Source organism: Pseudomonas rosaeacicularis (assembly GCF_057128745.1).
The window spans coordinates 1-22077 of the sequence record NZ_JBSKHT010000011.1; the positions used below are offsets into that span (position 1 = coordinate 1).

The following is a 22077-nucleotide window of genomic DNA, read 5'->3' on the forward strand; positions in this document are numbered from 1 at the left end:
ACCTGCCGCCTGCTGTTTTCGAAAAGCTGGCGGCCTAATACTCCTACGTGATGGTCCAAAAAAACTGGACCACTACAAGTTGTCTCCTACAGGTTGGGCGTCGGGAGCCAATGTATGTCGCGCGTCACACGCGGTTCTGTAGGAGCGAACTTGTTCGCGAGCGGTCTTGCCTGACATACCGCGTTATCCCACTCGCCAACAAGTTGTCTCCTACAGGTTGGGCGTCGGGAGCCAATGTATGTCGCCCGACACACTCGGCGCTGTAGGAGCGAACTTGTTCGCGAGCGGTCTTGCCTGACTTACCGCGTTATCCCACTCGCCAACAAATTGTCTCCTACAGGGTTGTGTGTCGGGACCGGCTGTATGTCACCCGACAGCCCATTGCGCGGGCTACAGTGTCCATCAGTCCCAGTGATAACACGCCAATCACCGGGTCTTTGCTTAACAAAAGATAACGTCATGTCGCTTGTCATACGTTTCTAACGCTGGCTAGGATGGGTCGCTGTGCAAGGTTTGCCGGTACGCAGGCTAGAGCGCTTGCAGGCCGACGCCGCACTTTGCGCAGAACCTAATAAAAATAAAGGAAGGGGAAGCTCCATGCGTGAGCCAGTCATTCGGCGCACTCGGTCCGATGTCAGTGTGGGTGCTTGCAGCCCCCGGACCATTTACTCCAGCAAACCCCTGAACACACTGCTTTCAATACTCATTTCTGTGACGCTGACAAGCGTCGCAATGTCTGTCCATGCCGCCGAGTCGTCGCCTGCCGATGCCCCGGCCAACGTGGGCGACTCAAACGTCTCCGCTATCGAATCCAGTAAGGCCTCACGCGGTTTGTTGCTGGACGTGACCCATGCTGGCAAGCGTCTGGTGGTGGTGGGCGATCGCGGCCACATTCTCTATTCCGACGACCAGGCCAAGACCTGGACCCAGGCCAAGGTGCCCACCCGCCAATTGCTCACCTCGGTGTACTTCGTCGATGACCAGCACGGTTGGGCGGTGGGCCACGACGCGCAAATCCTCGCCAGCAGCGACGGCGGCGCCACTTGGGTCAAACAATTTGAAGACCTCAAGCGCGAGGCGCCGCTGCTGGATGTCTGGTTCAAGGACACGCAAACCGGCATCGCGGTCGGTGCGTATGGTGCGTTGCTGGAAACCACCGACGGCGGTCAGCACTGGGAAGACATCAGCGAGCGCATCGACAACGAAGACCAGTACCACCTCAATGGCATCGCCCAGGTGAAGGACGCCGGTGTGTTCATCGTCGGTGAAATGGGCAGCATGTTCCGCTCCCCGGACGACGGCCAGACCTGGGAAAAGCTCGAGGGTCCTTACCAAGGCTCGCTGTTCGGCGTAATCGGCACGGCTCAGGCCAACACACTGTTGGCCTACGGACTGCGCGGCAACCTCTATCGCTCCACCGATTTCGGCGACAGCTGGGAACCTGTCGCCCTGCAAGGAGAACGCGGCCCTCTTGAGTTCAGTCTGTCTAACGCCTCGTTGTTGCCAGACGGGTCCCTTGTGCTGGTAGGCAACGGCGGCAGCATCATGCGCAGCACCGATGATGGCTTGACGTTCAAGGTTTCCAACCGCTCTGACCGCCTCTCGCTCAGCGGCGTCGCCGAGGACGAAAAAGGCGATTTGATTCTGGTCGGACAGGGTGGCGTTCACGTCGCTTCGCCAACGGGCGCTGATGTCGCCCAACAATAAGAACGGAAGGCGAGGACGTTTTTCCCATGACAAATCTTCAAATGCCCCAAGAAAAGTCCACATTCCTTGAGCGACTGATCTTCAACAACCGCCCGGTGGTGATCGGCATCTGCCTGGTGGTGAGTATTTTCCTGTTCTGGCAGGCAACGCTGGTCAGGCCTTTCACTAGTTTCGAAAAAATGATTCCGCTGGGGCATCCGTTCATTCAGAAGATGATGGAGCACCGTAACGACCTGGCGAACCTGGGCAACACCGTACGCATTTCTGTCGAAGCCAAGGACGGCGACATCTTTTCCAAGGACTATATGGAGACCCTGCGGCAGATCAACGACGAGGTGTTTTACATCTCAGGCGTCGATCGTTCAGGCCTCAAGTCGCTGTGGAGCCCGAGCGTGCGCTGGACTGAAGTCACCGAAGAGGGTTTTGCCGGTGGCGAGGTAATTCCCCAGAGCTACGACGGCTCCCAGGACAGCCTCGATAAACTGCGCAACAACGTACTCAAGTCTGGCCAGGTCGGGCGTCTGGTGGCCAACAATTTCAAATCCAGCATTGTCGATGTGCCGCTCCAGGAGTTCTACCCGGACCCGGCCGACCAGAGCAAATTGCTGCCGCTGGACTACCGCCAGTTCTCCCATCAACTGGAAGAAAAGATCCGCGATAAATACGAAGCGCAAAACCCCAATGTCGAGATCCACGTGGTCGGTTTCGCCAAGAAGGTCGGCGACCTGATCGATGGCTTGATCATGGTGGTGATGTTCTTCGGCGTGGCGTTCCTGATCACGCTGGTGCTGCTGATCTGGTTCACCCGCTGCATTCGCAGCACGGTGGCGGTGTTGAGCACCACGTTGATCGCGGTGATCTGGCAACTGGGGTTGATGCATGTGGTGGGGTTTGGTCTGGATCCCTACTCGATGCTGGTGCCGTTTCTGATCTTCGCCATCGGGATTTCCCACGGCGTGCAGAAGATCAACGGTATCGCTCTGCAGTCCAGTGACGCCGAGACCCCACTGCTCGCTGCCAAACGCACGTTTCGGCAATTGTTCCTGCCGGGGATGATCGCGATCCTGGCCGATGCCGTGGGCTTCATCACGCTGCTGATCATCGACATCGGCGTGATCCGCGAGCTGGCGATTGGTGCGTCTATTGGTGTTGCGGTGATCGTGTTCACCAACCTGATTCTCTTGCCGGTGGCGATTTCCTACGTCGGCATCAGCAAAAAGGCGGTGGTGCGCAGTAAGCAGGATGCCGTGCGCGAACACCCTTTCTGGCGTCTGCTGTCGAACTTTGCCAGCGCCAAAGTCGCACCGGTATCGATTGTCCTCGCGATCCTCGCCATGGGCGGGGGCCTTTGGTACGGCCACAACCTGAAGATTGGCGACCTCGACCAGGGCGCGCCGGAACTGCGCCCGGATTCGCGCTACAACCAGGACAACGCATTCATCATCAACAATTACTCCACCAGCTCCGACGTGCTGGTGGTGATGGTCAAGACGCCGCCGGAAGGCTGCTCGGCGTACCAGACTTTGTCGGCGATCAACGAACTGTCGTGGAAGATGGAAAACACGCCAGGGGTGCAGTCGGCGATCTCGCTGGTGACGGTGTCCAAGCAAGTGATCAAGGGCATGAACGAGGGCAATCTGAAATGGGAGTCGCTGTCGCGCAACAAGGACGTGCTCAACAGCTCCATCGCCCGCGCCGACGGCCTTTACAACAACACTTGTTCGCTGGCGCCGCTGCTGATTTTCCTCAACGACCACAAGGCCGAAACCCTTGATCGCGCGGTGCATGCGGTGCAGACCTTTGCCGATGAGAACAACAAGGAAGGCCTGGAATTTTTGCTAGCGGCCGGTAACGCCGGGATCGAAGCAGCGACCAACGAGGTGATCAAGTCGGCCGAGCTGACGATTCTGGTGCTGGTGTATCTGTGCGTGGCGGTGATGTGCATGATCACTTTCCGCTCGTGGGCGGCGACGTTGTGCATTGTGTTGCCGCTGGTGCTGACTTCGGTGCTGGGCAACGCGCTGATGGCGTTCATGGGCATCGGCGTGAAAGTTGCGACCTTGCCGGTGGTGGCGCTGGGCGTGGGCATCGGCGTTGACTACGGGATATACATCTACAGCCGTCTGGAGACCTTCTTGCGTGCCGGGCTGCCGTTGCAGGAAGCCTATTACGAGACGCTCAAATCAACGGGCAAAGCGGTTCTGTTCACTGGGTTGTGTCTGGCGATTGGCGTGTGTACGTGGATCTTTTCGGCGATCAAGTTCCAGGCCGACATGGGTCTGATGCTGACCTTCATGTTGCTGTGGAACATGTTCGGCGCGTTGTGGCTGCTGCCGGCGCTGGCGCGGTTCCTGATCAAACCGGAGAAAATGGCGGGCAAGGTGGGGAATTCGCTGTTTTCGCATTAATCCGTAGTACGCCGAACCAGTAGGAGCTGACGAGCAGCGCGAGGCTGCGATGTCAGTGGGTCAGACGATAGGGATTTGCCTGATCCCGCGATCGCAGCCTCGCGTTGCTCGTCAGTTCCTACAGGATTTGCGTGGCGTCCCTGTGCAACCGAGGGGGCTGGATTTGGGGCTGCTGCGCCCCTGGCATCAGAAGCTCAGTTGCTACGCCCTGCGGGCAGATGCCAAGCGCGAATAACACGATCCTGTAGGAGCGAACTTGTTCGCGAGCCGTATTTCCGGAATACCGAGCAGGGCGCCTCGCCAACAAGTTGGCTCCTACAGGGTGGGCGTTTACCGCGCGATCTTCACCCAGCGCGAAACGGGTACGCCATTCATCACTACGGTGTAGTTAAGCGCAGTGACCGATTTGGGTAGCTCTCTATCGATGTATTCGATCTCGCTTCCATCCAACGTGGCGATCAGCTTGCCGGAGCGGTAAACGGTTACTGGCTGCTTGCCAGGCGGCGTGCTCCGCCATTGCAGGGTGACAGCCCTTGCTGAGGTATCGAGACCGGCCGCCATTTGCCGAACCCCCAGCGGTCCGATCAGGGGCATGCCTTCAATGGTGTAATGGGCCGGGTCAGGCTGAACGCCCAGGTGGGTCAGTATCGTCGGGGCGACATCAGCCTGACTGGCATATCCGTATAACCCATCGAAGTCGGCGTTGTCCGGGTCTTTTATTGGCTTGGACAACTGCTCGTTCGGCAGTTTGTTGATGCCGATGAAGGTGGTTTTTTCCTCTTGGGTTTGCCCGCCGTGATCGCGGCCGTCGGGCAGCCTGCGACCGTGATCGGTCGTCACGATCACCAGCCAGTTCTCATCGGGATGGGTGAAACGGCGATGATTCACGAAACCCATGATCTCCTGGATTTGCTCATCGACGGCGTGGATGGAGTCCTGATAATCGGCTGAAAACCCTAGCTCATGGCCCACCCGGTCAGGTTGATCGATGTGGGTAAAGATGAAATCGAAATTGCCTGAGCGCAGGGCTTCGACCGTTTTGCTCACGACGCACGAGTCATCACCGCTGCACCGCGTCGCCTGTTCGACGTGCCCGGCGGCGATGTCATCGGCGAAGTGATCGTTGATCGTGTTCCAGCTGACGATGCTGGCGGTGTGGCGTGTCGGTGCTGATTCGTCGATGCGCTTGAACAGGCTGGCGGCCTTGTTGCGCAGATTGCCGTCGTTGCTGCTGACGTTGTGACGGTCCAGCCAGGTGCCGGTGAGCAGGGTGGTCCAGCCGGGGCCGCTGAGTGTGGCCTGTTCGCTGGCGCCCCCGACAATGCCCCCCGTCCAGGATTTATAAAGATGAAAACTGGCGAGCGCCGGCGCTTGTCCGGCGTCGATGGCGTCCTGCAGTTCTTCCAGTTGCATGCCATCGACGCCGATCAGCAGCGCCTTGTTTTGGCTGAAATCGGCGTGGGCCAGCGAGGATGCTGTCAACAGCAACCACAGGGCTAAGCGGGGACTGAAGGTGCGGTACATGAAAGGAGCCTCATCCAATGAGTGCTGTGGGTGATCGGTACTGCGTCAGTAGCACAACCCGTGCCGTAGGGGGCGGCGCCTGGCGATGTATCGGATATAGCGGACTTTTCGCGATACAGCGCACAAGCCTGAGCCGTTTGATGCTCGAGCGTTGGGTAGTTAGAGCTTCAGGTTTTGCCCCAGCACCACACTCAGGGCATTGCGTGCATCATCCAGTTGCACCAGCGTTGCGTGATGCGCGCCGAGGGCATCGCGGTTTTCGATGGCCGTGAGGATAGCCCTGTGTCGCGGCAATGCCAGTTCGTGCAGATTGGGTCGCTGATTTGAGTGTTTGAGCGCTTCACGCAAGGCCAGCGACAGCATGTTGCACAGGTGCGCCAGCAAATCGTTGTGGGTGGCGTCGGCGATGCGGCTGTGGAAATCCAGGTCCGGTTGCAGCACCTCGTCCACGGTCTGCGCGCCTTCCATGCGGCTGTAGGCTTCGTTGATCAGCGCGATGTCTTCGGCGCTGGCGTGTTGCGCGGCGAGGGCGGCAGCGGCAGGTTCAATGATGCTGCGCACGCTGGTGAGCAGGGCGAAGAATTCATTTTGCGGGGAGCTTTGCATCAGCCAGTGCAGTACGTCCGGATCGAGGATGTGCCATTCGCGCCGGGGTTTGACCACGGTTCCGACCCGGGGCCGCGAATACACCAGCCCTTTGGCGACCAATACCCGAGTAGCTTCACGCAGCACCGGACGGCTGACCGCGTACTCCTCGCACAACAGGGCTTCAGGCGGCAGTTTGTCATCGGGTTTGAAGCGACCCGAAACGATCTGCATGCCGATTTCCTGGACGATGCGCGAGTGCATGCTTTTGCGGTCGGAGGGCTTACGGTAATCCATGGGGCGCGGGGCGATCCTGAGCGGTGAATGCGGCGCATCATAGCGGATTTCTGTGGGAGACAACTTGTTGGCGAGGGGCAACGCGGTGGGTCAGATATAGCGCTCGCGAACAAGTTCGCTCTACAGGGGTGGATGGCTGTCGTCGGTTATCGTCGTTGTTGTGATCCGTCGTGGGAGCGGACCTGTCCGCGAAGGGGCCGGTACAGTCGACACATGTGAGTCTTCTGCACCTTTGTATTCGCGGACAGGTCCGCTCCCACGGGTAGGGCGTACGGCGTTAGATCAATGCGAATGCCGCGGCACTTCAGACCCGCGCATGCCGACCAGGAAGTCGAAGTCGCAGCCTTGGTCCGCCTGCATCACATGGTCGATGTACAGCTGGCGATAGCCACCGATCAGCAATTGCGGCGGCGCTTGCCAATCGGCCAGGCGCGCAGCCAGTTCCGCTTCAGGAATGTCCAGATGCAAACGGCCGGTTGCACAGTCGAGCTCGATGAAATCACCTTCCTGCACCACTGCCAACGGACCACCCGCTGCCGCTTCCGGCGCGACGTGCAAAACAACCGTGCCGTACGCCGTGCCGCTCATGCGCGCATCGGAAATCCGCACCATGTCGGTCACACCCTGAGCCAGCAATTTGGCCGGCAAGCCCATGTTGCCCACTTCGGCCATACCCGGATAACCCTTCGGGCCACAGTTTTTCAGCACCATAACGCTGTTGGCATCCACGTCCAGATCCGGATCGTTGATCCGCGCCTTGTACATGTCGAAGTTCTCGAACACCACCGCGCGCCCGCGATGCTGCATCAGCGCAGGGGTGGCGGCCGACGGCTTGAGCACCGCGCCCAATGGCGCCAGATTCCCACGCAACACACAGATGCCGCCGTCGGCGCGGATCGGGTTGTCCAGAGTGCGGATCACCTCGTCTTCACCGTAGATCGGCGAGTTCTTCACGTTCTCACGCAGGCTCTGGCCGTTGACCGTCAGCGCGTGGGGATGCGGCAGCAGGTTGGCTTCGTCCATGCGTCGCAGCACCGCTGGCAGGCCACCGGCGTAATAGAACTCTTCCATCAGAAAGCGCCCGGAAGGTTGCAGGTCGACAATGGTCGGCGTGCCACGACCGATGCGGGTCCAGTCGTCCAGCTCCAGATCGACACCGATGCGCCCGGCGATGGCCTTCAAATGGATAACCGCGTTGGTCGAACCGCCGATGGCTGCGTTGACCCGAATGGCGTTTTCAAAAGCTTCCTTGGTCAGGATCTTCGACAGGCGCAGGTCCTGTTTCACCATCTCGACGGCGCGCATGCCGGACATATGCGCCAGCACGTAACGCCGCGCATCTACCGCAGGAATCGCCGCGTTGTGGGGCAGGGAAGTGCCCAGTGCTTCAGCCATGCACGCCATGGTCGAAGCAGTGCCCATGGTGTTGCAGGTGCCCGCCGAACGCGACATGCCGGCTTCGGCGGAGAGGAACTCATCCAGGCTGATCTGCCCGGCTTTGTAGGATTCGTGCATCTGCCAGACGATAGTCCCGGCGCCGATGTCCTTACCCTTGTGCTTGCCGTTGAGCATCGGCCCGCCGGTGACGACGATGGCCGGGATGTCGCAACTGGCCGCGCCCATCAGCAGCGCCGGGGTGGTCTTGTCACAACCGGTCAGCAGTACGACGCCGTCAATAGGGTTGCCGCGAATCGCTTCTTCAACGTCCATGCTCGCCAGGTTGCGCGTGAGCATCGCGGTAGGGCGCAGGTTCGATTCGCCGTTGGAGAACACCGGGAATTCCACAGGGAAACCACCGGCCTCGATGACGCCGCGTTTGACGTGTTCGGCGATGGTGCGGAAGTGGGCGTTGCAGGGGGTTAGCTCAGACCAGGTGTTGCAGATGCCGATGATGGGTTTGCCGAACTGGTGGTCGGCGATGCCCTGGTTCTTCATCCAGCTGCGGTACATGAAGCCGTTCTTGTCGGCGGTACCAAACCATTGGGCAGAACGCAGGGTAGGCTTTTTCTCGGAATCAGACATAAATCAGCACTCTTATTTTAAGACTTCATTTGTAAGACTAAAGGCTTTGTGTGCTGACTAAAATAGGCTGAAATTACGCCCAGTGGAAGAGTTGAAACCTTAAATAGTATTACTATATAGTCTGCTCTCATCGAGGGACGATCCTGCCAGGCCATCTACAAGCAGCACGGCGCACACGACGGCAGAGACGATCCCCGACGTTTCCATAACAAAAACAAACGTGGAGAACGCATACATGAGCCAGGAACTCAGGCTTATTCGTCGCATCACCCTGAAATTGATCCCCTTTTTGATCCTGTTGTACCTGATCGCTTATGTCGACCGTTCCGCCGTGGGTTTCGCCAAGCTGCACATGGGCGCAGACGTCGGCATAGGTGATGCGGCTTATGGCCTGGGCGCCGGTCTGTTCTTCATTGGTTACTTCCTCCTCGAAATCCCCAGCAACCTGATGCTCGAACGTTTCGGCGCCCGCCGCTGGTTCGCGCGGATCATGCTGACCTGGGGCGCGATCACCATGGGCATGGCGTTCGTATCTGGACCGACAAGCTTCTATGTGATGCGTTTTTTGTTGGGCGCCGCTGAAGCAGGCTTTTTTCCCGGCGTTCTGTACTACATCACCCAGTGGTTCCCGGTGCGCCATCGCGGCAAAATCCTGGGGCTGTTCATCCTCTCGCAGCCCATCGCCATGATGATCACCGGCCCGATTTCCGGTGGCCTGCTGGGCATGGAAGGCGTTGCTGGCCTGCACGGCTGGCAGTGGCTGTTCTTGTGCATCGGCGCCCCGGCGATTCTGCTGACCTGGCCGGTATTGCGCTGGCTGCCGGACGGTCCGAAGAACGTAAAGTGGATGGACCCGGTCGAGAAAACCTGGCTGGAAGGCGAGCTGAAAAAGGATCTGGAGGAGTACGGCCAGACCCGCCACGGCAATCCACTGCATGCGCTCAAAGACAAACGCGTGCTGTTGCTGGCGCTGTTCTATCTTCCGGTGACGCTGAGCATTTATGGCTTGGGCCTGTGGCTGCCGACGCTGATCAAACAGTTTGGCGGTAGCGATCTGACGACCGGGTTCGTGTCTTCGATTCCCTACATCTTCGGCATCATCGGTCTGCTGATCGTGCCGCGCAGTTCTGATCGACTGAATGATCGCTACGGCCACTTGGCGGTGCTGTATGTGATCGGCGCGATTGGCCTGTTCTTCAGCGCCTATCTGACGGTGCCAGCTCTGCAACTGGGCGCGTTGTGCCTGGTGGCGTTCTCGTTGTTTTCCTGCACGGCGGTGTTCTGGACGTTGCCGGGGCGATTCTTTGCGGGCGCCAGTGCGGCGGCGGGAATTGCCTTGATCAACTCGGTGGGGAATCTGGGCGGCTACATTGGTCCGTTTGTGATCGGCTGGCTGAAAGAGATCACCGGCAACCTGGCGAGCGGCTTGTATTTCCTCTCGGGGGTGATGGTGTTCGGGTTGATTCTGACCGGCATCGTGTACCGCGTCCTCGAGCGCAAGCATGTGCTGCCCGAATCGAAATTCGCCGCGAGTGCGCGCAGTAATTCTTGATTTATTGGGCTCTGTGGGAGCGGACCTGTCCGCGAAGACGGTGGTAAATCCGACGCATCTTTTGTGTCAGGAGCATCGCATTCGCGGACAGGTCCGCTCCCACGGGCCGAGACCCCAAAGGAGCCTGGTTATGCATTTAGTACAGTTCGAATTGAGCAACGGTGAACGTCGTGTCGGTCTGGTAGACGGTGCGCTGGTTCGCGAAATCCAGGGCGCGACCAGCACCCGGGAGCTGGCCCTGAGCGCCATCGAAAAGAAAACCTCCCTGGCCCAACAGGTCGACAGCCTCGGCTTGGGCGACAGCCACGATTACTCGCAACTGCGCGCCGACCTGCGCATTCTGCCGCCGCTGGATCACCCCGATCCTGCTCACGTGCTGGTCAGTGGCACGGGCCTGACACACCTGGGCAGCGCGTCTGCCCGGGACAAAATGCATCAGCATGCCGGTGACGAAGCGGCGATGACCGACACCATGCGCATCTTCAAATGGGGCCTGGAAGGCGGCAAGCCCGAAGCGGGCACGGCGGGCGTGCAACCGGAGTGGTTCTACAAAGGCGACGGTAGCATCGTCATCCGGCCGGGCGAAGCCTTCCCGCAGCCGCCGTTCTCCGAAGACGCCGGCGAAGAGCCTGAACTGAGCGGGCTCTACGTCATCGGCCATGACGGCAAGCCATACCGCCTGGGTTATGCCATCGGCAACGAGTTTTCCGATCACGTCATGGAGCGCAAAAACTATCTGTACCTGGCCCACTCGAAACTGCGCGCGTGCAGCTTCGGCCCGGAATTACGCGTCGGTGAGCTGCCGCAGAACCTGGCCGGCACCAGCCGCATTCTGCGTAACGGCGAAGTGTTGTGGGAGAAGGAGTTTCTGAGCGGCGAGGCCAACATGTGCCACAGCCTGGAAAACCTTGAGTACCACCACTTCAAATACGCGCAGTTTTTGCGTGCGGGGGATGTGCACGTGCATTTCTTCGGTACTGCCACATTGTCGTTTGCCGATGGCATCAAGACCCAGCCGGGAGACCGGTTCGAGATCAGTCAGGCCGAGTTTGGCGCGCCGTTGGTTAACGGTATTGCGCAAACTGATGCTGTGTTTGAGCCGGGTGGGATTACACAGCTCTGAGATCTGATGCCGCACATGTTGGAGCGAGGCTTGCCCGCGAAGTCCAGAACGCGGAGTGTCAGGCGAAACGGGGCCTCAGCTTCGCGGGCAAGCCTCGCTCCAACAGAAACACCCTGCACAACCCCGACACCCAATAAAAACAATCCGAGGTGCGCCCCATGACCGCAAACGCCATACCGGTCGAACACGTCGATACCGGCACGTTCGAAGCCGCCATCTATCGCAAGGTGAGCTGGCGCATCGTGCCGTTGTTCATCCTGTGTTTTCTGTTCGCCTACCTGGACCGCGTCAATATCAGCTTCGCCAAGCTGCAAATGGCCAGTGATCTGGGTTTCAGTGAAACGGTCTATGGCTTGGGCGCGAGCCTGTTTTTCGTTGGCTACTTCCTGTTTGAAGTGCCGAGCAACATCCTCCTGCACAAGATCGGCGCGCGGGTCTGGATCGCCCGGATCATGGTGTCCTGGGGTATTGCCTCGTCCTGCATGATGTTCGTGCAGACCGAGTTCTGGTTCTACACCCTGCGTTTTCTGATCGGCGTGATGGAGGCCGGGTTTGTGCCGGGGGTGCTGTATTTCTTCACCCAGTGGTACCCGAGCACCCGTCGTGCGCGGGTCAATTCCTACTTCAAAAGCTCGATTCCGCTGTGCGGGATTGTCGGTGGCCCGCTGGCCGGGCTGATCCTCGGGCACATGGACGGCGTCATGGGTTTGGCCGGTTGGCGCTGGCTGTTTCTGCTCGAAGGCGTGCCGTCGATCCTGATCGGTGGCGTGGTGTTCTGGCTGGTCAAAGACCGCATTCAGGACGCGACCTGGCTCAGCGCACAGGAAAAGCAAGTCGTGCTGGACCGCATGGCCAAGGAAAAACAGCCTGAGACGCCGCAGCGCTTCAGAGACGTCTGGAAAGAACCGACCACCTACGTGATGTCGGCGATTTACCTGTGTCTGGTGATGGCCCTGACCGGTCTGCTGTTCTGGATGCCGCAACTGATCAAGAGCGCAGGCGTGCTCGATACCCTGAACATCGGGCTGTTGACCGTGATTCCCTATGTGGTGGCCGTGATTGGCAACCTGCTGATAGGTGCCAGCTCCGACCGTCACGCCGAACGTCGCTGGCACCTGGCCGGTTGCGCGACGTTGACAGCGGCGGGGTACCTGGTCTGCGCGCTGTTTCCGGGGCAATTGCTGCCGCTGATGATCGGCATGAGCATGACCATGACCGGCATGATCGCCTGGATGCCGATCTTCTGGACCATCCCTCCGCGCTTCCTCACAGGACTTGCCGCAGCGGCAGGCATTGCGCTGATTAACTCTCTCGGCCAGTTGGGCGGCATCATCGCGCCGTTCATGGTCGGCCGGATCAAGGACCTCACCGGCACCGCGACGCCTGCGCTGTACGCCTTGTGCGCCGTGAGTATGCTGGCGGTGGCGCTGATTGTCTGGGGTGTTCCGCAACGCTTTTATGCGCGCGAGACCACCCACGATTGAGGGTAAGCAAACGTCTGTCAAAAGCGCCCGCAGCACGTGCGGGCCTCTTTTCGCCTATCATTCGCCCTTTCACCTACGCGAATGAATGCCATGACCACCACCCCTGAAAACCTGCTCGCTGCCCTGCAAACCGCTGACATGCTGGAAATTGACGGGCTGCACGCCTATGAGTTCTTCTTTGAGGAGGAGCAGCTGAACATCGAAAGCATGGACGGCCGTGAGCGCAAGGTGTGGCGCTTCTCCCTGGCACAGATCGAGGCGGCGAGCTTTGATAATGCGCTGCAGAGCTGGGTGATCAATGACGGCAAGGCAGATCACCGAATCATCGCGATGAGCGCGATCGCTGCGCGTGATGAGGATGATCAAGAGCAGGCGTAACGTGCTTATTTAGAGGCCCGCTTCTAAAGACAATACAAATCCTGTTGGAGCGAGGCTCGCCCGCGAAGCTAACGATGCGCAGTGTCAGTTAAAACCGAGGTGCCAGCTTCGCGGGCAAGCCTCGCTCCAACAGGGTCCGAGGCAACTCCGGACCGCCACCCGCTGTCATACCAACGACGTCCGAGTTCAGCAATGAATCAACGGCAAACAATTAACAAAGAGAACTGCCCATGACTCGTAAAATTCTGCCGTGGCTGGTAATGGCCAGCAGCATCAGCGCATTTCCCCTTCAGGCAAAAACCATGACTGACTACGACGTGCTGGTGGGTGCCTACACCGCCGGCGCCAGCGAAGGCATTTATCGCTTTGGCTTTGACACTACCACCGGCAAGCTTGACCCCACACCGCGCCAGGTGATCAAAAGCGAAAACCCGTCGTGGCTGACGCTCTCCAAAGACCAGCGCCATCTGTTTGCCGTCAACGAGAACGGCCCAGGTCAGACCGACACCGTAGGCAAGGTCAGTAGCTTTTCCATCGATCCCAAGACCCACGTCGTCTCGTTCATCAATGTGATTGAAAGCAAGAGCGAAGAACCGACCCATTCGAGCCTGAGCGCTGATGAGCGCTTTCTGTTCGTCGCCAATTACGCCGTCAACCCTCAACCGGGTGGTTCGCTGGCGGTATTGCCGGTGGGTAAGGACGGCAAGTTGTCACCGGTGGCGCAAACCAGCATCCACCCGGCCAGCAAGGTGAATCCGGAACGCCAGGCTTCGTCCCACGTGCATTCGGCGGTGCCTTCACCCGACGGCAAATACTTGATCGCCAGCGATCTGGGTGCCGACAAATTGTTCGTGTTCACGTACGACGGGAAAAAGACCCAGCCCTTGCAGCCGGCGAAAACACCTTCCGTCGATATGCCGGCTGGTAGCGGACCTCGGCACTTGCTGTTCAGCAAAGACGGCAAACATGCCTGGCTGACCACGGAAATGAATGCGCAGGTCACCGTGTTCGACTACCACGACGGTGTGTTCAAGCGCACGCAACAGGTCGAGTTGGCTAACAAGGAAGGTCAGGACCAGCGCGCTGCAGGTGGGTTGCACACCTCGCCAGACGGCAAATTCCTGTACGTCGCCAATCGCGGTGCGGTGAATGAACTGCTGGTATTCAGCATTGATCAGGCCACCGGGCAGTTGAAGGAAATTCAACGTCGCTCGGTTGAAGGTAAGGAGCCGCGCGAGTTCAGCTTCGACCCAAGCGGTCACTTCGTGTTGATCGCCAACCAGAAAAGCAACCAGATCGTGACTGTGGGCGTAGACCCGAAAACCGGCCTCTTGGGTGATACCGTGCAGAAACTGGACTTCGATTCGCCGTCCGATTTCCGTTTTCTGACCTCCAAGTGAATGCGTGAAATTCGCTCCAGCCCTTCATTTGTACGGGCTGGAGCGATGTATTAATTGAAATGATAAGGGCTAGTGCTACAAAGCATTTCTGATGTCGCCCCCTCGGGCGTACTTTCAATTCACGGCCAAGACGGTCAAGACTTGAAACGCAACACTCCACCGAGGTACACATCATGAACTTCAATATCTTCTCCATCATCGCCGCGTCTGCCATCTCCGCCACTGTTGCACTGCCTGCCAGCGCCAGCGTCGATGTCGCCGACAAAAAAGCCAACTCAACCCAGACTTACACACCGAAGTATCTGCAACAAAGCGCCAACTTCTACGCAGCACTGGATCACAAAACTCAGTAATGAACAGAACTCCCGACGACAATCCATTCCCCGTTAGCGTCATCCACGATACCGGGGAATGGATTTTTAAGAACCGACTTTGAATACTGTGCTCGCAGCTGCTGTTTAAACGCTTTCGCGAGCAACTTCGTCTTGAACAGGTTGATGCGACCCTCTGACCCATACGTGTCAGGCCATGCATCAAGTGTCAGACGAGCTTGCTCGCGAAAGCGTTGATTCCCTCCCTTTAATCCCCGTCTGCTGAATAAGCGATGGGGATTTTTTTATGCCCATTCATTTAGATAACCCGACTCTCTGTAGGAGCCAACTTGTTGGCGAGCAGGTTGTATGCAGTGTGTCAGCTACAGCGCCTCGCGAAAAAGTTCGCTCCTACAGACCGTGATCCCCACACGCTATCGCCCTAATACATTCCTTAAATAATCAACCCAATCGATCCTCGCTATAAATCGCCATCGTTATTTATTAATACCGGATTACATCATCCTGTCGGCCATGAAACAGGATTAACCCGGAGCGACACACATGGCCACTGCCATTCTTCATTCACTTAAACAAGGCGCGTACTTCGCGCTTTCTCTTTACGTTGTTTTCATCGCAGTGGTCACCATCACCAGCATGAATCCACAACTCACCGCACCCCGTTCGGTGACTGCTCAATCGACAGTGGTTGAGTCATCGCGCGCCAACGTCAATGCGCAGGGGCGTGCAGCATGAAAGGCCTCAACTTTTGGGTGTTGGTGTTCTTCGCCGTGATCAACAACGGTTGCTCATTGCTGGGCGTTGGACAGGGTTCGGTAGGCGGCGTGGCGCGCAGTATCGAATTCCGCTACGAAGTGGCGCAGGACATTGCGATGCAGAAGGCGCAAAAGCTGATCGCTGGCAATCCACCGCATAAATACGGTGAGGCGTTTACAGGGGTGTTTCAGATTGGTGTGGTTTAACGCACTACATGTTGGAGCGAGGCTTGCCCGCGAAGTCCAAAACGTGGAGTGTCAGGCGAAACCGTGGCCTCAGCTTCGCGGGCAAGCTTCGCTCCAACAGATGACGAATTCCCTGACGATGGGTCAGATTTTTTGCATTGCCTGAATAAACAACGCCGACTCCAAAAACCGCTGCAACCACTCGCGCAACTTCGGATACGGACTCTGCCAGAACCACTCAGGATCGACGAAACAGAACTGTCGCACGAACGGTGCCAGGGCGACATCGGCCAGGGTCAGGTGATCGGACACCAGAAACAGCTGTGACCCAAGTCGGTCTTCCAGTTCGCTCAGAAAAACTTCCCCACGCTGTCGGTATTCCACTTGCGAGAACTCGGGATAGCGCACGGCGTATTTGTATTGATCCAGTGATGTTTTGAATGGGCCATCATTGCGCGCGATCAGATCGGCAATGAGCAGCCGGGCAACTTCATCATCTGCCATAAGCCAATCATCCGGATCGCTCTGCGCCAAAGCCCAGCGCATGATGTCCAGGCTTTGTTCCAGTACCTGATCACCCAGCACCAGAACCGGCACCGTGCCTTTGGGTGAACGCTCAAGCATTTCGACGGGCTTGGCTTTGAGGCTGACTTCGACGATCTCCACTGCGCAACCGGCGTACCTTACGGCCATGCGCGCACGCATGGCGTAAGGACAGCGGCGAAACGAGTAGAGCGTCGGTGTCGCGCTGGCGAGCACCGACACTGAATCAGGCTTCGGTCAGCTCGCCGCAATCGGCGATGGTGACTTTCTTGCTGGTGCGGCCGGATTGCGAACCCAGGGCCTCAATGGCGCGAACCACTTCCATGCCTTCGACAACTTTACCGAACACCACGTGCTTGCCATCCAGCCAGCTGGTGACGATGGTGGTGATGAAGAATTGGCTGCCGTTGGTATTCGGGCCAGCGTTGGCCATGGACAGGTCGCCTGGCTCTGTGTGCTTGAGGGTGAAGTTCTCATCGGCAAACTTGTTGCCGTAGATAGACTTGCCGCCAGTACCGTTGTGGGCGGTGAAATCGCCGCCTTGCAGCATGAAATCGTTGATCACGCGGTGGAACGACGAGCCTTTGTAGGTCAGGCCATCGCCTTTTTCGCCAGTGCACAGCGCGCGGAAGTTTTCAGCGGTTTTCGGCACCACGTCGTTGCGCAGTTCCATGACGATGCGGCCCATAGGCTCGTCGTTGGCAGTGATGTCGAAAAATACTTTGGAGTTGGACATGGAATTACCTTCTTCTCTGGTTCAGCGCGACGAGTCGCGCAGTGGGTATAGCGTTGCACAGAACACCGTCTGGCATTACGTGCGTGAAAAAATTCGAATTATCCGTTATTGACCTCAACCGTGCTCAAGCCATTGCCCTGACGACGCACTTGAATCTGCACCGGAATGCGCTCGTGCATCTCCTGCACATGGGAAATCACCCCGACTTTGCGCCCTTGGGCCTGCAAGCCGTCGAGTGCGTCCATTGCCAGTTGCAGGGATTCGGGGTCGAGACTGCCGAAGCCTTCGTCGATGAACAGCGACTCGATCTTGAGCGTGCTTGACGCCATCGATGCCAATCCAAGGGCCAGCGCCAGCGACACCAAAAACGTCTCGCCGCCCGATAACGAATGCACAGAGCGCAGCTCGTCGCCCATCTCGGTATCCATCACCAGCAAACCGAGCATGCTGCCGCCGCGTTTCAGGCGATAGCGCCGCACCAGTTGCTTGAGCTGTGCGTTGGCGTGATGCACCAGCAGGTCGAGATTGTAAGCCTGGGCGATCTTGCGGAACGTGTCGCCGGTCGCCGAGCCGATGAGTGCACTGACGCGGCCCCAGCGTTGATATTCAGCCGCCGCCAGCGCAATGCGCGCCTGCAACTCACTGTTGGCGTTACGGCGACGCTCGTCTTCACTCAGTTGAGCGCGCAGTTCGGCGCATTGTTGCTCATGGCCGGCCGCCAGGTTTTGCGCCTCCAGCAGCGCGCTTGCCAACTGCGGCGCATCGGTCAGGTCGGTGTGTTGCGCCTGATGTTGCTGCACCTGCTTTTCCCGCTCCTGAACCAGTACCCGCGCCTGCTCCAGAGATTTCTCACTGTGCTGCAATTGCTGGCGAAGCTGACTGACCGCCTCATCGGTGTAACCAAGTAAGGCGTCCAGCGCCGCGTCATCGAGTTCGCTGTGGGCAGCGCGCCATTCGAGAATAAGCCGATCCAGTTCGGCCACTTCCTGTTCCAGCCCTTGCAACCGTTGGCGCTCGGCGTCCAGCTCTGCTGCAATTTTGATCAGTTCACCACGGGCTTGCTGTAACGCTTCACTGGCACCGTTCTGAGCCGTGCGCGCCTGTTCGACTGCCTGCTCAAGATGCTGCTGCCATTGATCAGCGCTGGCCTGTTCGCCCAGCAACTGCGCCAAACGTTGCTGCCCGGCCAGATGCTGCGCCTGGCTGGTTTCCAGGCGCTGCTTGAGTTGCTCGTGCAAGTGCTGGCGATTGAGCTGCGCGATGTGCTCCAGATCGATCTTCTTGGCGCGCTCGCTGTGTTCCTGCTGCTCGTCCTTTTGCTGGTCGAGCTGCTGAAGACGCAGGGCGATGTCGTTGTCCAGCTGCATGAAACTTTCGGTGGCTGACTCGCGCCACGACGGCAGGCTTTCGGCAGGCAACAGTGCTTCGAACTCCTGCAACGCGGCTTCGAACCCCTGGTTGTCCAGCGAGATATTGCGCTGCTGATCGTCCAGCAGCTTCATCGCCTGTGCGCTGGCATCGCGAGCGGTTTGCACATGCTGCTGCAACCCCTCGGCTTGTTGCTGGACCTTGAGCAACTGGGTCTGGCGCTGCTCGCTGACGAGAATTTCCTGCGCCAGTGTGTGCAGGCGCTCGGTCAGCCAGTCGCCGCGCTGATGCTCGGGCTGCTCCAGCAGGCGTGGGTATAACGGATGCGCTTCAAGCTGCGGCGTGAGTGTTTCCAGTTGCTCGGCCAGTTGTTCAAGCTGCGGCTTGGCCTGCTTGAGCTGGTTGTTGAGCTCGGTCACTTCAACGCGCAATTCGGTGAGCCTGTCGCTGAGCTGGCTGACCTTGAGGCGCGCGGCGGCTTCCTCGCTGTCGTCATGGCCAGACAGCGCTTGCAACAGCGTCTCGGACTGGTGATAAGGATGCTCTTGGCTGCCACATACCGGGCAGGGTTGCTGATCGATCAGTTGGTCGCGCAGTTGTTCGACGCTGGCGCTGCGGGCAAGGCGCTGACGTTGCAGCAGTTCGACAGTGACAGTCAGCGCCTGTGCCGCTGCGTCGTGTTCGGTCTTGAGCTGCAACCCCAAGGCGATGCTTTGCGCGCGGCGGTCGGTGGCTTGTTGTTGCTGAAGCTGAAGATTGCGCAATCTGGAGTCGAGGTCCTGATGGCGCTGCCATAGGCGATCCAGCGAGTCACTGGCGCTGTGCTGCTGACGGTTGTCCTGGAGCAACTGGCTCAGACGCTGTATTTCTTCGTTGACGGCGTCGGCCTTGACCTGCGCGTCGCGATACAGCTCATCCAGTGCGCTGCGGCGTTCAGTCAGTTGTTGTTCGGCGCGGGTAGCGTTCTGTTCCAGCAACGGCAGTTCTTCGCGACCTTTTTTCAGGCGTGCGCTGAGGGCGACGGTTTGCTGCAAACGGCCGCGATAAGCGGGCCACGCCTGGCTCAACGGTGCGAGTACGGCGCTGTGTTCCAGTTGGGTGGCGATCGACTGCAAGCGCTGGTCGAGCGTGCGTTGTTGCTCGAGCATGCGATCCAGCGCAGCCTGACCTTCAGCGCTCGTTTGTTCAGCGGCGCGGCACTGCTTGGTGACTTCCTGCAACGCCGTGTTCAGGTGCGTAAGGTTGCTTTGCTGCTCAAAGGCCTGGCGCAGCAGCGGCGCCGCCGCAGCCTGCTGCGCTTGAGCCGTTTGCAGACTGGTTTGCGCGGCGAGCAGCGTGTCGTCCAGCGCTGTCTGGCGGGTTTGCAGCTCGGTTTGGCGCAGCGTGTGTTGTTCAATCAGCATGGTGAGCGGGGTGATCTGCCCATCGAGTTTTTTGCGCAGCGCGAATAGGTGACGCTGAGGCGCGAGGCGTTCCAGCTGTCCCAGCATCTGCCGCTGGTTGCCTTGCGCGTCCCAATCCTGCTGGGCGCTGTTCAACTGTTCGGACGCACTCAGGTGCGCATCCTGCAGGCGTTGCAGCTCGGTCAGCCATTGCTGCTTGAGTTCCAGTTGACGCTGCTCGGCTTGCTGGTTTTTGAGCTGCTGCTGGGCGTCGTTGAAACGCTGTTCAAGCTCGGCGCGTTGTTCGGCTTCCATGGGAATGACGCCCGTCGCCAACAGGTTCAGGTCATCGCAGGCCTTTTTCGCTTCGCTGGCCTTGCTGTAGGCGCGGCGGCCGAGCTGGCTATAAATAGCGGTGTCAGTGAGCTTTTCCAGCAGTTCGCTGCGCTCGCGGTCATCGGCCTTTAGGAAGGCGCTGAACTCACTCTGCGCCAGCATCACGGCGCGGGTGAACTGCTCGAAATTCAGGCCCAGACGCGCTTCGAGCAGCGGCTTGTAGTCGGTCTTGTTCTGGCTGAGGATTTGCTCGCTGTCCAGGTCGGTCAGGGTCTGGCGGCTGGCTTGCAGCTTTTTGCTGGCGTTGTCGCGGGCGCGGTTGGTTTCCCAGCGCGCTCGATAACGACGCTTGTCGATGCCGACGAAATCTACCTCGGCGTAGCCGCTGCCGGTGCCACGTCGCAGCAGGTTGCGCGGGTCGCTGGTGCCGATGTCGCCGTCGATCTCCGGGACTTTGGACTGGCCGACGTTGTTCAGGCGCGGAATCGCTCCGAACAGCGCCAGGCACAAGGCGTCCAGCAGCGTGCTTTTGCCGGCGCCGGTAGGTCCGGTGATGGCGAATAACCCAGCGCTGGCCAAAGGTTCGGCGGTGAAATCCAGCTCGAAAGGGCCTGCCAGCGAAGCGAGGTTTTTCAGGCGAATGGCGAGAATCTTCATGGCTGTTCGCTCTCCAGTTGCACGTCCTGCAACAGCTCGGCGAAGTCTTTGAGCGTCTGTTCGTCGACCTCGTTGCCATAGCTGTCGAGCCAGGCGCGGCTGAACAACTCCTGCGGGCTGAGTTGATCCAGTTCGATCAAGCCTTCGCCATCGTCGTCGCGGCCATTAGCGCCTTTGCCTGCGTATTCGGCGGCGATCCGCACCAAGCGTACGGCTTTGCCTTGCAGGGCGAGTTCGATCTGATTACGCAGGTCCGGTTGTGGCTCGTCCAGACGCACACGCACTTCAAGCCAGGGTTGGCGGTCGATGTCGGCGAGCAGGTCGATGTCCGGGAGGTCTTTGAGCTGTATCAGCAGCTCGGCCAGCGGCGCAGGGCCGACACGTTGCAGGTTGACCGCACGTGGGATCAGCAGGGTGTCGACGCTGGTGAGTGTGTCGCCCTTGCAATTGATCTCAAGGATTTGATGTTGGTAGCCGATTTCCGAAAACGACAACGGAATCGGCGAGCCGCTGTAGCGAATGCGCTCTTCACCGTTGACCCGTTGCGGCTTGTGCAAATGGCCTAGGGCGACGTAGGTGATGCTCTCGCCAAACAGACTGGCGGGCAGGGCTTCGGCGTTGCCAATGATCAGGCTGCGCTCGGACTCCTCCGACACCGAGCCGCCAGCCATGTGCGCGTGACTCACGGCGATCAACGCTTGACCCGGTTCACGCTTGAGGTTGGCGGCTTCGATCAGCAACTCATGCACCCGGCCGATGCCGCGCAGGTAGTTGTCACCCAGCGTCGGGCCAGTGACTTCGGCAGGACGCAGGAAGGGCAGGGCCAGGCACCATGCGCGGGTTTTGCCCTTGGCGTCGGGCAACGGCAGTAGCAGGCGCTCGACGTCGAGAGTGCCGTCGTCCAGCCACAACACCCGGCCCAGCGCGTGGGTGCGCAGACGGCGCATCAATGGCGCGGGCAACTCGATGCGTGAACCGGAATCGTGGTTGCCGGCAATCATCACGATGGTCAGTTTGGGCTGTTGCTCGTGGGCGTTGACGATGAAGTCGTACAGGCGTTCCTGGGCTTTGACCGGCGGGTTGACGGTGTCGAAGATGTCTCCAGCAATCAACAGCACATCCGGGGCGCGCTCAGCCAGACGCGCCAGCAACCAGGTGAGGAAGCTTGCGTGTTCGAAGTCGCGCTCCTGGCCGTGGAGGTTTTGGCCAAGGTGCCAGTCGGAGGTGTGGAACAAACGCATTGGGGGTCCTTGTTTGAGTGCGATAGGGCAACTGATTCTGTAGGGCCAACTTGTCGGCGAG

17 protein-coding genes are annotated in these 22077 nt (G+C 59.1%); 10 read left to right on the top strand and 7 right to left on the bottom strand.

Annotated elements, in window-relative coordinates; translation table 11 throughout:
• Positions 1–597 precede the first annotated feature (597 nt).
• Together ACWKWM_RS15270 and ACWKWM_RS15275 are read left to right on the top strand one after the other, a co-directional pair.
• A complete protein-coding gene (locus ACWKWM_RS15270; protein ID WP_483846940.1) occupies positions 598–1707 on the top strand; it encodes a WD40/YVTN/BNR-like repeat-containing protein in 1110 nt (369 codons plus the stop codon).
• A gap of 26 nt (positions 1708–1733) precedes the next feature.
• Positions 1734–4115, top strand: coding sequence for an efflux RND transporter permease subunit (locus tag ACWKWM_RS15275; RefSeq protein WP_483846941.1), 2382 nt, complete (start codon positions 1734–1736; stop codon positions 4113–4115).
• A gap of 330 nt (positions 4116–4445) precedes the next feature.
• Here ACWKWM_RS15275 and ACWKWM_RS15280 read toward each other — a convergent pair whose 3' ends face one another.
• From ACWKWM_RS15280 to ACWKWM_RS15290, 3 genes are all read right to left on the bottom strand, one after another.
• Positions 4446–5639: an alkaline phosphatase family protein gene (locus ACWKWM_RS15280; protein ID WP_483846942.1), complete on the bottom strand. Its 1194-nt coding sequence runs from the start codon at positions 5637–5639 to the stop codon at positions 4446–4448.
• A 159-nt stretch (positions 5640–5798) separates the two neighbouring features.
• Positions 5799–6521: a FadR/GntR family transcriptional regulator gene (locus tag ACWKWM_RS15285; RefSeq protein WP_483846943.1), complete on the bottom strand. Its 723-nt coding sequence runs from the start codon at positions 6519–6521 to the stop codon at positions 5799–5801.
• 282 nt (positions 6522–6803) lie between these two features.
• A complete protein-coding gene (locus ACWKWM_RS15290; protein ID WP_483846944.1) occupies positions 6804–8543 on the bottom strand; it encodes an IlvD/Edd family dehydratase in 1740 nt (579 codons plus the stop codon).
• A gap of 235 nt (positions 8544–8778) precedes the next feature.
• On the opposite strand from ACWKWM_RS15290, the gene ACWKWM_RS15295 reads away from it, so the two are divergent.
• The 8 genes from ACWKWM_RS15295 (at position 8779) to ACWKWM_RS15330 (ending at position 15774) form a co-directional block, all read left to right on the top strand.
• Entirely contained in the window at positions 8779–10095 is a 1317-nt protein-coding gene (locus tag ACWKWM_RS15295) for an MFS transporter (RefSeq protein WP_483846945.1), read from the top strand.
• A gap of 130 nt (positions 10096–10225) precedes the next feature.
• The gene (araD1, locus tag ACWKWM_RS15300) at positions 10226–11218 is read left to right on the top strand and encodes an AraD1 family protein (RefSeq protein ID WP_483846946.1); all 993 of its coding nucleotides are present in this window, start codon (positions 10226–10228) and stop codon (positions 11216–11218) included.
• Positions 11219–11376: 158 nt separating this feature from the next.
• A complete protein-coding gene (locus ACWKWM_RS15305) occupies positions 11377–12702 on the top strand; it encodes an MFS transporter (RefSeq protein WP_483846947.1) in 1326 nt (441 codons plus the stop codon).
• 90 nt (positions 12703–12792) lie between these two features.
• Positions 12793–13080 carry a DUF5629 family protein gene (locus tag ACWKWM_RS15310; RefSeq protein WP_483847130.1) on the top strand — a complete coding sequence of 96 codons (288 nt, stop codon included), beginning with the start codon at positions 12793–12795 and terminating at the stop codon, positions 13078–13080.
• Between the two features lie 230 nt (positions 13081–13310).
• Complete coding sequence (locus ACWKWM_RS15315) at positions 13311–14480, top strand: lactonase family protein (protein ID WP_483846948.1); 1170 nt, start codon at positions 13311–13313, stop codon at positions 14478–14480.
• 173 nt (positions 14481–14653) lie between these two features.
• Positions 14654–14833: a hypothetical protein gene (locus ACWKWM_RS15320; RefSeq protein ID WP_483846949.1), complete on the top strand. Its 180-nt coding sequence runs from the start codon at positions 14654–14656 to the stop codon at positions 14831–14833.
• Between the two features lie 522 nt (positions 14834–15355).
• Positions 15356–15547 carry a hypothetical protein gene (locus tag ACWKWM_RS15325; protein ID WP_483846950.1) on the top strand — a complete coding sequence of 64 codons (192 nt, stop codon included), beginning with the start codon at positions 15356–15358 and terminating at the stop codon, positions 15545–15547.
• Complete coding sequence (locus ACWKWM_RS15330) at positions 15544–15774, top strand: hypothetical protein (protein ID WP_483846951.1); 231 nt, start codon at positions 15544–15546, stop codon at positions 15772–15774. The genes ACWKWM_RS15325 and ACWKWM_RS15330 overlap by 4 nt, the downstream gene beginning before the upstream one ends.
• A 123-nt stretch (positions 15775–15897) precedes the next feature.
• On the opposite strand, the gene ACWKWM_RS15335 is transcribed toward ACWKWM_RS15330, so the two are convergent.
• The 4 genes from ACWKWM_RS15335 to ACWKWM_RS15350 all read right to left on the bottom strand — a co-directional run bounded on the left by ACWKWM_RS15335 (position 15898) and on the right by ACWKWM_RS15350 (position 22016).
• On the bottom strand, positions 15898–16518 hold the full coding sequence (locus ACWKWM_RS15335) for a glutathione S-transferase (RefSeq protein ID WP_483846952.1): 621 nt from the start codon (positions 16516–16518) through the stop codon (positions 15898–15900).
• A gap of 4 nt (positions 16519–16522) precedes the next feature.
• Complete coding sequence (locus ACWKWM_RS15340) at positions 16523–17032, bottom strand: peptidylprolyl isomerase (protein WP_483846953.1); 510 nt, start codon at positions 17030–17032, stop codon at positions 16523–16525.
• Between the two features lie 98 nt (positions 17033–17130).
• Complete coding sequence (locus tag ACWKWM_RS15345; protein ID WP_483846954.1) at positions 17131–20775, bottom strand: AAA family ATPase; 3645 nt, start codon at positions 20773–20775, stop codon at positions 17131–17133.
• Positions 20772–22016 (bottom strand): exonuclease SbcCD subunit D C-terminal domain-containing protein, encoded by a 1245-nt coding sequence (locus ACWKWM_RS15350; protein WP_483846955.1) that lies wholly within the window; start codon positions 22014–22016, stop codon positions 20772–20774. Before ACWKWM_RS15350 ends, ACWKWM_RS15345 begins: the two co-directional genes overlap by 4 nt.
• Positions 22017–22077: the final 61 nt, after the last annotated feature.